Source organism: Jannaschia donghaensis, assembly GCF_001403795.1.
GTDB classification, from domain to species: Bacteria; Pseudomonadota; Alphaproteobacteria; order Rhodobacterales; family Rhodobacteraceae; genus Jannaschia; species Jannaschia donghaensis.
Map to the genome: position 1 here is coordinate 434,152 of NZ_CXSU01000012.1, position 11,244 is coordinate 445,395.

An 11,244-nucleotide genomic window follows, 5' to 3' on the forward strand; every position below is an offset into this window, starting at 1 on the left:
ACGTTCGCCTTGTTCCAGAACGTATCCTCATCGATCCCCATCCAGTCTCGCAGGCGAACGCCAGACGGGTCGTCGAACGGCTTGCCGGACTTATGAGCGCGCATCCCCGGCGCCTGACTGGCAAGGAGGATCGGGGCCCCCGGCGCGAACCAGACGACCGGCTTCGGCTGATGTCCGGTATGTGTCGCGGCAAACCGGTCCGCGCAAAGGCGACAGGCGCGAAGATCGTCGGTTATATCCATCGCCGATGAGGTAGGGGCGGGCCGTGCCAAGGAAACCCTAGGGTGCCTTGCGCTTCGGTGTGAACTTCATTTCAGGGGCGTTCAGCGCGTCTTTGGGCCCGACCCAGGCATAAGCCAAAAGGCAGGGGTCAATGTCGCCGGTCGTGATGCGGTGTTCATCGCCCGATCCGTTAAGGATGAGAGAGCCGGGCGCATAGACGGCCGCGTTGTTTTCGGACCAGGCACCGGCGACGGAAATGTAGCTCTCCTCGATGCCGGCATGGCTGTGCTGCGGATAGGTGGTCCGCGGCGCGAAGAGAACGAAGCCGAGGGTCAGGATGTCGGAGGGCACCGGACCCCTCGGGCCGAGAATTTCCGCATAGGCGAATTTATTGATCAGCGACTTCGGAACTTTCTCGTATCCGTATTCCCACGTCAGCCGGCCCTGCACCTCGCGCAGGGCGCGGGCCATACCCTGCATCGCCGCACGCTCCCCAAGATCGAGCGCGCGGGACAGATGCGCGATGACCGGTTTGGTTTCAGGGGGCCGGTCGACGATGTCGGGGTTGCCGGCGATCGACTTGGACAGGGCATCGCGCACGGCCTTGCGGTGGGTGCGGATCTTGGCGCTGCCGCCTGCGGAGCCGTGACGGTAAAGAGCCTCGAACTCCCGCAGAAGATAGATCCAGTCGGGGAAGTCATTCAGGGTGGTCGACTCGCCGCGAAGCGGAGTGGGCTGTCCTGTCGAAAGGGCCATTGGCACCGCTCCGTCTTTGGATTTCAGCACGATATCGTCCGGTCGCGGGCCGGAATCAAGGTTGTATGGGCCGTCGAGAGGAGCGTCTTTGAGACGCAGGGGATGGGCAGGGAATTGGAGGTGTCGGACGTTGCCCGGTGCGGCACGTGCGGGGACACCGTGTCCTGCACCTCCCCGGAAGAAGCCGGATGGAAGGGGGACGACGCCGGATGAACCATAGGAATACCGGCTAGGGTGCGGGCCGACGGCTTTCGAAGACCACGGCAAGCTGTCCCGCTATTTTGGTGCCGCTGGGCCGCAGGGCCGTGACGGGGTGATTAGAAAGACCAACGTCGATGGTTTGACGATCAGGCGACTGCATTCCTTTCAACTCTGGCCATCAGGCCTCTTGGACCGGGCAGTGATCGAAGGGAGCCGCAATGCTGGGTATTTCCGCAACTTAAATGTCGCCGCAACCTTTACCGGAGCCCTCCGACTTAGCGATACAGCTTCGAACAACAGAGGCTCAGCAGTCGGCCTGCCTGTGCCAGGCCCCGCTACGTGGGGAGTGCGTTGGCGCTGCTCGGGCTGAAGAAAGATCGGGGCACTGTCCTCCGCACCGACGCAGAAACCGCGGGCCTGAGCTGAGGACGATGTTTCAACCTGATGGAGACGTTTCTCCACTTGGCACCAGAAGATGCCTTCAAACTCGTCGTTGCCGACGCAGTTTCATCCTGCGGGTGGCGATTGGGATGACATCGCCGTTGTGCCGCTTGAGCTTCATGGTGTTGCCGCTCACATTCGCAAAGCAGTTTTTGGGGCGCGGAACACTTGGCAGCGCGGCCAAGAGGCTCTGAATGCAAGATGGCATACGGGCCGGTCCGCGTCTTCGTTCGAAAATCCCGCGCCAAGAGCAGCTGCCTCATAGTACAGAACGATGAAGGTAAGATCTTCGTCGTCGCTGGCCGAGATTGGAACCTGATCTCTTTGCGGTCCGATATGGAATTCAAGCGACAGCGTTTTACGGACCGCCCGCGCAGTGGAGGTCTTCGGTATGATTCCCCGGAAAACAATTCGGAGCGTCCCGTCAGGAATGGACACCGATTTTTCGACTGTGAACGCATTGGTTTCCCACTCGTCAAGCCGGTCCCCAATCGAAGGCAAGGCGATCCCTGATGACATCACGTTGAACCACCTTTGGGGTGCAACGGCGGCATCGTTGGATCACCTCGGGCATCCTACGCGATCTTTACCTCCGGATGTTGTCGGGCGTAGCGCTGGTAAAAGATAGCGCGGAAAGCCGTTCGGGGTCTGGCGGCGACTTCTGTCGCGCAAGGATCGCGCCTGCGACTTGGTGGGGGGCATCTGATGAATGGCGCAGCCCTAAAAACATCGCCTCGTCCGCGTGGGTATTCGACGCGCTGAAAAACCAACTTACGAACGGGGCGGTTGGCTAGATTTCCATGGGGAACCTGATCTGGTCTGCAGGCAATTGCGCCGTTAATCACGGAATCGCCAAGCTGTGTGACATTTGCTGCACGACCGGCACCGGGCGAGTTCCAGCCCCCTGCGAATGTCGGCGTCTGGGGTGCTGAGGAGCGGCTACATTGGCGGGCTGCAGGAACGAAGCACAACGACGGGACGCGATTTCAACGATTTAGTCGCCACGACGGGCGTCCAGGCGTGCCAGCATATGAGATTGCGGCCGGTATACGAAGCTGGCTGTGCGATCCGCCATGTCGTCAACCACGGAGTGGGGAGGCATGAAGGACCTTCTCCGCTTTCGTCTAAAAACGCCCGGAAAGGGATAGTGAGGATTGGTTCGAACTGATCTCCCGCGGACACCGCTCGAAAGCTGCTCTCCCATTGGGTTGGGCGCAGATCACCGCTCGCGTCTGAGATTATTCGCACGATTGGGCGTGGCTAATTCTGGTTAATGACAATCTGACCGGGGCAGAAATACCGCCGCTAGATTCAGCTGCTTTTTCGGTCGAGCGCTGGCGGCTCTAAGAGCAGCTGCATCCCGCGACGAGAACAGATGTCGCCAGTTTCGAGGCACGATGAAAAGCTGCAAAGGACACAATGTTCTTTGCATCCACGACCGTAGAGATTTGGGGTCAGATCCCCTTATATTCCACGCACGGTCTCGGCCCAACGGATCGACATCCGACCGGAGCAACGCCGCTTCGCAGTGTCCCGCAGCCGGCCACGCTGTCGTGACCGCGTTTTACGAAGTGCTTGTGTCGCTGACGATATGAGCGGACCTGGGCGTCGACAAAGATAGTTTCGAGGTCGAGGGGCAGGGCGGATGGGACGTGCCGGCTGTGGGTCCGGTCGTTAACACTCGCAAAGAGCCTTGTCGTAATGGACGCCTTCGCCAAGGACATGGCGAGCGGCGCGGGCCCGATACCCGAGCTTGCGATCGCGGGCACGGCACCGATCTGAGTTCCACCATCCGGCAACGGCAGACGCGATCCTGGTCGGCCACGACGCTGCGCGAGGTCGCTACGGCGGCGGACGGTCGCCCCTGATTGCCAGACTGGGCACCGATACCAACGCGTTCGGTGCGATGGCGCAAGACGTCGACCGACGAAGGCACCCCAAGGAAAACGTGCGCAAGATCTTCGCGACCGAAGCCGAAACCCTTCGCGCCGCATCGGCCGACCTGCACCGGACCCGGCGCGGCGATCTGAAAATCGATTGCGATAGGCGCTGGCATCCCGAGTTGTTCGCCGACAGTCAGGTCGATCTGCGCGATCTGCGCTCAAAGATCGGCGGCGTCGCTCAGGTGACGTTTGTCCGACATTCCCTCTCGGCTGGGGCGGCGCTGACGACGTCCTTCGGCTGTTCGAAAACCGTCGCCTAAAGAGGAGCCGCATAATGGCCTGCCATACGACCCGGATCATCCCGGAAGACGCCTGGATAAAAATCAAGGAAGCGGACGTGACCGCGTTCACGTTCCAGAGCCTGCCGACGAAAGTCCAGCACACCGCCGGACCCGCCCCGACCAGCGAGGACGGCGTGGTCGGATACGACAACGCGGCTGGCGGGATCGCGATCCCGCTGGCGCAGCTTGCCCCCGGCATCGAGGATGCGAACCGCATCTGGGTTTCGTTTGACGATTTCGGTGGTCCCGTGGCGGTGACCCATGCGTGATCAGTCCGCACGTCGCGCCCTTCCGTCGGCCGTCATCCCTGGCCCCACCACCGCCATCCCGCAGGTCGGCCAGACGCTGACAGCGTCGCCGTCGGTCGCGCTTCCGCAATGGACCGTCAACGGTGTCGACGTGGGCGGCGGGATCGGGCAAGCGCGTAGCTTCGACACGGTCAGCCTGTCGGCCGATGATGTGCTGGGCCTGCGCGACCGCTCGCCCAGCGTGACCGTCAGCCAACTGGCGGACACGGATCTGGACGGCGGCGGCGGTGATCTTCCACTTGCGAATACGTTGGTTCGGCCGGCCAACATCTTCACGGACGATCAGTCGGGGTTCGACGTTTCAGCGCACGTCGACGGTCGGGGAAACTGGCAGGTCATCAACGGGGAGCTGGTCGAGCAGGGCGTCGACAACAATGCGGCTCGCATCAAACTCCCTGCGTCTTTGACGGCAGGGGTGCCGCATTTCGTGAAGGTCGATTTTGCGCCGATTGCCGGGCGACTTAAGCTGCAACTGTCCAATCCTGGCGACGCCGACGGGGAAAGTTTCAATTCGAAGGATTGGCACGATACTCAATTTTTCACCGCAGCAGATGTCTCGGGCCCGTTCACCGAACTGCGCCTGAACCCCGACGGGAATTTCGAAGGATCCGTCGACAATATCCAAGTCTATAACCTCTCGACGGTCGATCCGAACACGGTGGCCTGCGATGTCGTGTTCATCATGGGGGATGATAATTCCACCGGAACTGCGGGCGAAGAGGTCACCGCCGCAAACCGTGAAACGCCCTTTGACCCACGGATTATGTATATGCCCAGTCTGGCGGCCAGCGGCCGGGACTTTGCAGAGGCGGGGGCCAAGGGCCTCGTGCCTCGCCCGGCCATCGAACCGATCCAAGGGGTGTCCAGCGGCCAACGCATGACGATGTGCCACGCGGCAGCGTCTCGCTTGGTGGAATGGTCAGCCGCCCGTGGCCGTCCGCTCATGATCGTGTCCTGCGGTCAGGCTGGATCGGGCCTGTCTGGGGAAAAAAGGCTTTGGGGGCTTGGATCAGTACCGTCCGGACCCAACGCGCTGAACCTGTTCGATGAGTTCCTGAACATGAAGGCGGCCGTGGAGGACCTGGGGCCGGATCACGAGGTTATCGGGATCATCTGGTCCATCGGCATGAACGATCGCCTGGCGGGCGACGCTGCCGATCACGAGATTTCGCGCGGGCCCGACTATTCGCGACTGTTCCAGGATATCCGGACCTATGGGTATGATGTGCCGATGGTCAATGTGAGCATCGGTCAGCACCTTAGCACACCCTCGTCAAACGAAATGCGGGCCTTCCTTCAACGGTTCGATCAGGACAGCGGTGACGCCCGCGCGGTCGATCGCTTCACGGTCGTGACCCCGCCCGCTGGCAATCAGTACATCGCGCCCGGTCAACCGGACAACATGCAAGATCCGCACTTCAATGCCGCAGGCATTCAGGCGAACGGGCGGGCGGCAGGCGATGCGCTTCTGGCGCTCCTGCCGCCGCTGGTGACCTACGACATCCCCTGGTCCAACGGTTTCGACCACGTCGCCCAGCAGTTCACGCCTTCGGGTCTGCGCGGCGACGGCGACGATGGCGGGTTCCCCCTAGACATCGTGGCGCGCGATGTTCCCTTCGCCTCGGCCAATGTGTTGGGCGGTCATAAGAACGTCGGCCAGGACGGCCTGACCTTCGACTGGACCGATTGGGATGCCGCGGTCGCCAACCTCGCTACCGAAGGGCTGACGATCCTCACGGCGATCCCGCACACCTGGCCGAAGCAGAGCGTGTTCGTCGCCCCGGCCTATGTGCCGGGAGCCAACGACTGGAAGCAGTCGATCGCCGCCTATGTCGACCAGCTGGCGGCGCGCGATGGATCGGAGAGCATCAAGTACTTCCGGGCCATGAACGAGACGATCCTGCCGAACTCCGACAGCGGCGTGTACGAGGGGCTATGGTATGCGGCGGCCGAGGCGGACCCCGACTGGGTTGCCGCCGGTCTGGATCCCCGGCTCTGGTGGGCCTACTCGGCCGCCAAGGGCGCGCGGGCGTTCCCGGATGTCCGAATTTTCGCGAACGATTTCTATATCGGGGCGATCGACGGGTCCGCGATGGGCTGGGGCGTGGAACAGCAGCCCGCCAACATGAAGCCGCTCAACTTCATGGATCAGCGTTTCTATATCATGATGGGCCAGATCCAGGATCTGCTGGAGCTGGCGGAAGACACCGACGGCCACGCCGGCCCCGGTGGGATCGTGGAGGCGCTGCGCCTCGACGGTCTGGGCGTGCAGGGGCACTTCAATCCCACGCACGGCATCTGCGATTGGGACATCATGTGGCAGTTGCACGAGGCGACCGGCGCGCTCGGGCTGGGTCTCTACCTCACCGAGGTAAACACTCAGATCACCGACATCGGCAACTTCGACGGGATATCCGTGGGCAGCCCACGGATGGATGCGATCGCGGCCAAGGTGACGGCCATTCGGACCCATACGGTGATGAAATACACGCCGCGCGACAATCGGATGTTCACCGGCTGGACTGAATACGCCGACGACGGCCCGGATCAGGCGATCGCGCTCTACGGTGATGGCGTGCGCACCCAGGTTTACCGCGAGATGAAGGAGGTTTTGCAGAACCCGCCGACCCCGATGGTGAAGCGGGCCGCATTGACGAACATGCACGCGCCGAACTTCCGCTTCCTGCCGCCGTGGTTGAAGGATGGCGACGGCAACCCGGCGCGGCAATCCGGCCTGATTAGGACCAGCATCGCCTTCGGTTCCCGGTCCAACCACCCGACGGTCGGCCTTCAGCTGCCCCACAGTCGCTACAAGAAGCGGGTCGGGGGTGTCCTGTCGGACTTCGACGCCCAGGACCGCACGGTCCTGGTGATGTTCCAGCGAGAGAGCAACGACGCCGCGAACGTAGGCTTCAAGCCGTACATCGAGCTGGACGACGCGGGGAACGAGCTGCTGCGGTTGGAGCTGGACGGCAGCGACAATCTCACCGTCCACATCAACGGCGACGCGGGCACGTTCCTGGGCGCAGCAGACAATGGTGAGCGGGTGCAGGTCACCTTCCGCTACGATGGCGTGTCGTTCCAGTTTGCCTTTGCGGATTGGAAGGACGGGATCGCGGGGAACCCGACGACCACCACGACCATCGCCGCCACCATCGCCGATGTGGCTATGTACGAGTTCGTGCGCCCCTCGGGCGGTAGCAACACGCGCATCGGCTACCACGCCCTGATCGACGGCGACGACGGCCCGGCGACGACGGCCGACCTTCTGGCGCTGGCACCTGTCGGGCACGGCACGATCATGTCGCAAGAAGAGATCGAAGGGTGGACGGCCGTTTGATCGGCAGCCCAACGATCGGCAACGACGACGCCCGCTTCGGTTCAATCCGGGGCGGGCTTTGTCGTGGGGCGGCCGTTCGACAGGCTCGGCTGCCATGCGGGCTGAACCCGGATCTCGGGGTTGCTGGCTCCGCATCTCGCGCAGCGGAGGCTCCGATAGAGATTGCTGCGATCCGGCGCTGCCCGTTCGGCAGGATAGTCGGCACGGCGCAGGGAACTGATATGCGGGCAGGCCCTGCAGAAGATGTGCCAGATGTCGCTTCGATCAGTCATGGCGGGGCACTTACCGGACGGGCGTGTCGGACCGCAATCGCAGAGGCCCGGTCAGCGGGTCTTCAACAGGGTGTTAAACGGGTGCAGAAGCAGCTCGAGTTGAACACCTGCAAAAAGCGTTTGTTGCAAAGGTCACTGTCCCAGAGTGCAAAAGTCAGTGTCCCGCTACAACGTGAATGGCCTCGATCCGCTTGACAGGCGGATCCACCCTGCATACCTAGCGGCCGTTGGCACTCCCGATAGGTGAGTGACAGCACAGGGAAAAACTCAAGCTGAAAGGCTTCGCAAATGGCTTTCAAACCGCTTCACGACCGCGTTCTGGTCCGTCGCATCGAATCCGACGACAAGACCAAGGGCGGTCTCATCATCCCCGACACCGCCAAGGAAAAGCCCGCCGAAGGCGAGATCATTTCCGTGGGCGAAGGTGCCCGCAAGGACTCCGGTGAGCTGATCGCCCCGGCCGTATCCGCAGGCGACAAGATCCTGTTCGGCAAGTGGTCGGGCACCGAAGTCCAGATCGACGGCGAAGAGCTGCTGATCATGAAGGAATCGGACATCCTCGGCGTCATTTCGTAAGCCGACGATCGACCTTCGAACCAATTCAATTCTAGGAGAATACCATGGCCGCTAAGGACGTGAAATTCGACACCGACGCCCGCAATCGCATGCTGAAAGGCGTCAACATCCTCGCCGACGCCGTCAAGGTCACGCTGGGCCCCAAGGGTCGCAACGTGGTTTTGGACAAGTCGTTCGGTGCCCCCCGGATCACCAAGGACGGTGTGTCTGTCGCCAAAGAGATCGAGCTTGAGGACAAGTTCGAGAACATGGGCGCGCAAATGGTGAAGGAAGTTGCTTCCCGCACCAACGACGAGGCTGGCGACGGTACCACCACCGCGACGGTTCTGGCCCAGGCCATCGTCAAGGAGGGCATGAAGTCCGTGGCAGCCGGCATGAACCCGATGGACCTCAAGCGCGGCATCGACATGGCCACCACCAAGGTCATCGAGGCCATCAAGGCCGCCGCCCGTGACGTGTCGGACAGCGACGAAGTCGCCCAGGTCGGCACCATCTCGGCCAACGGCGAGAAGGAAATCGGCCGTCAGATCGCGGATGCGATGCAGAAGGTCGGCAACGAGGGTGTCATCACCGTCGAAGAGAACAAGGGCCTCGAGACCGAGACCGATGTTGTCGAGGGCATGCAGTTCGACCGCGGCTACCTGTCGCCGTACTTCGTGACCAACCCCGATAAGATGACGACCGAGCTGGAAGACGTCATCATCCTGCTGCACGAGAAGAAGCTGTCGTCGCTGCAGCCGATGGTTCCCCTGCTGGAGCAGGTCATTCAGTCGCAAAAGCCCCTGCTGATCATTGCCGAGGACGTCGAGGGCGAAGCCCTTGCCACGCTGGTCGTCAACAAGCTGCGCGGCGGTCTGAAGATCGCGGCCGTCAAGGCACCGGGCTTCGGCGATCGCCGCAAGTCCATGTTGCAGGACATCGCGATCCTGACCGGCGGTCAGGTCATCTCCGACGATCTGGGCATGAAGCTCGAGAACGTCGGCATGGACATGCTGGGCACCGCCAAGCGCGTCACGATCACCAAGGACACCACGACGATCATCGATGGTGCCGGCGAGAAGGCCGAGATCGAAGCCCGGGTCAGCCAGATCCGCGGTCAGATCGAGGAGAGCACCTCGGACTACGACAAGGAAAAACTGCAAGAGCGCGTGGCCAAGCTGGCCGGTGGTGTTGCCGTCATCCGCGTCGGCGGCATGACCGAAGTTGAGGTCAAGGAGCGTAAGGACCGCGTCGACGACGCGCTCAATGCGACCCGTGCGGCCGTCCAGGAAGGCATCGTCGTCGGCGGTGGCGTGGCTCTGGTCCAGGCGGGCAAGTCGCTCGACGGTCTCAAGGGTGACAACTCCGATCAGGACGTCGGCATCTCGATCATCCGCAAGGCACTCGAAGCGCCCCTGCGCCAGATCGCCGAGAACTCGGGCGTCGACGGTTCGGTCGTCGCGGGCAAGATCCGCGAAAGCACCGACAAGACGTTCGGCTTCAATGCGCAGACCGAGGAATATGGCGACATGTTCAAGTTCGGCGTCATCGATCCGGCCAAGGTCGTCCGTCACGCGCTGCAGGACGCGGCCTCGGTCGCCGGTCTGCTGATCACGACGGAAGCAATGGTCGCCGACAAGCCTTCGAAAGAGGGTGCAGGCGGTGGCGGCATGCCCGACATGGGCGGCATGGGCGGCATGATGTAAGCCAGCGAAATCGGCGCCTCGCGCCTTTTTCTTCCATAAGAATGTACAAGGGGTCCTTCGGGGCCCCTTGTCTCGTTCCGCCCGGTCTTGTCGCGGTGCAGCGACCGCCGCGCAAATACGTAAACCCGCCTTGCCGCGTTCCCGCCCCTCCGCTAGCTAGACCGTCAACGACACTCAGGGGGCCGGAATGTATCGCGTCTGGAATTTCGTCACGAACTATTCGCTGCTCCTGATCTTCGGCGCTCTCATCGCGCTGATCTGGGCCAATACCGATGCCCACAGCTATCACCTCGTGGTCGAATACCCCCTTTGGTTCAATGACTCGATCGGCATCTCCATGGAGAAGTGGGCCAAGATCATGGGCGAGGATGCAGAGGCTTTCGGCTATGCCGAGACAGCCAAGGTCCTAACGTTCCACTACCTCGTGAACGATGTTCTCATGGCCTTCTTCTTCGCCATCGCCGCCAAGGAAGTCTGGGAGGCCGTTATTCTCAAGAACGGTAGCTTGCGCGGCAAGAAGGCGGCCACGCCCCTGTTTGCGACCGCCGGCGGTATGTTCGGTCCGATCGCGGTGTATCTCGGGCTCGCGGCTTTCCTTGGGTCCGATACATACGATGCGGTCGCCAACGGATGGGCCATTCCCACGGCGACCGACATTGCCTTCTCCTATCTTGTCGGGCGGATCGTCTTCGGAGCGGGGCACCCGGCGGTTCGGTTCCTTCTGTTGCTTGCGATTGCGGACGACGCGGCGGGGCTTATCATCTTGGCCATCTTCTATCCGTCGGGCGACCTCGCGCCGATCTGGTTGATGCTTTCGGTCTTCGCGGCCGTCGGCGTGTTCTTTCTGTTCAACTGGCTGCCGCGAAAAATGGACGCGGGCGATCAACTGCGGCCGCGTTCCACTTGGATGCGCAACAAGCTGTCGTTCTGGCCCTATCTGATCGCGGGTGGGCTTTCCTGGTACGGCTTCGCGCAATCGGGTCTGCACCCGGCGCTGGGCCTTCTCCCGATCGTGCCAACGCTGCCCCACGCCGATCGGGCTTTCGGCTTCTTCTCGGAAGCCGAGCAATACCTCACAGATCTTCTCAATCACAGCGAGCATCTGCTCAAGCATCCGGTCGAGATCGTGCTCTTTTTCTTCGGGCTCTTGAACGCGGGCGTGGAGTTTTCCGCCATTTCGGAGCCGACGTGGCTCGTGCTGGCGGGTCTCATCATCGGC

At 62.1% G+C, this 11,244-nt stretch carries 9 protein-coding genes; 6 read left to right on the forward strand and 3 right to left on the reverse strand.

The window, feature by feature from the left end; all coding sequences use genetic code 11:
• The 3 genes from JDO7802_RS18510 to JDO7802_RS17985 form a co-directional block, all read right to left on the reverse strand.
• Window positions 1-242: uracil-DNA glycosylase family protein (locus JDO7802_RS18510; protein WP_368730342.1), on the reverse strand; the 242-nt coding region annotated here is incomplete at its 3' end.
• Window positions 243-279: 37 nt separating this feature from the next.
• On the reverse strand, window positions 280-978 hold the full coding sequence (locus tag JDO7802_RS11410) for a dimethylsulfonioproprionate lyase family protein (RefSeq protein ID WP_055085668.1): 699 nt from the start codon (window positions 976-978) through the stop codon (window positions 280-282).
• A gap of 774 nt (window positions 979-1,752) precedes the next feature.
• A complete protein-coding gene (locus JDO7802_RS17985) occupies window positions 1,753-2,139 on the reverse strand; it encodes a hypothetical protein (RefSeq protein ID WP_144430599.1) in 387 nt (128 codons plus the stop codon).
• 1,387 nt (window positions 2,140-3,526) lie between these two features.
• Here JDO7802_RS17985 and JDO7802_RS11415 point away from each other — a divergent pair.
• The 6 genes from JDO7802_RS11415 to JDO7802_RS11440 all read left to right on the forward strand — a co-directional run.
• Window positions 3,527-3,823 (forward strand): hypothetical protein, encoded by a 297-nt coding sequence (locus JDO7802_RS11415; RefSeq protein ID WP_144430600.1) that lies wholly within the window; start codon window positions 3,527-3,529, stop codon window positions 3,821-3,823.
• Between the two features lie 14 nt (window positions 3,824-3,837).
• Window positions 3,838-4,113 (forward strand): hypothetical protein, encoded by a 276-nt coding sequence (locus JDO7802_RS11420; protein WP_055085672.1) that lies wholly within the window; start codon window positions 3,838-3,840, stop codon window positions 4,111-4,113.
• Window positions 4,106-7,492, forward strand: a complete 3,387-nt coding sequence (locus JDO7802_RS11425; RefSeq protein ID WP_055085674.1) for a hypothetical protein — start codon at window positions 4,106-4,108, stop codon at window positions 7,490-7,492. Before JDO7802_RS11420 ends, JDO7802_RS11425 begins: the two co-directional genes overlap by 8 nt.
• Before the next feature lie 560 nt (window positions 7,493-8,052).
• Window positions 8,053-8,340, forward strand: coding sequence for a co-chaperone GroES (locus JDO7802_RS11430; protein WP_055085676.1), 288 nt, complete (start codon window positions 8,053-8,055; stop codon window positions 8,338-8,340).
• A gap of 44 nt (window positions 8,341-8,384) precedes the next feature.
• Window positions 8,385-10,025: a chaperonin GroEL gene (groL, locus tag JDO7802_RS11435; protein WP_055085678.1), complete on the forward strand. Its 1,641-nt coding sequence runs from the start codon at window positions 8,385-8,387 to the stop codon at window positions 10,023-10,025.
• Between the two features lie 187 nt (window positions 10,026-10,212).
• On the forward strand, window positions 10,213-11,244 hold a 1,032-nt coding region (locus JDO7802_RS11440), incomplete at its 3' end, for a Na+/H+ antiporter NhaA (RefSeq protein ID WP_055085680.1).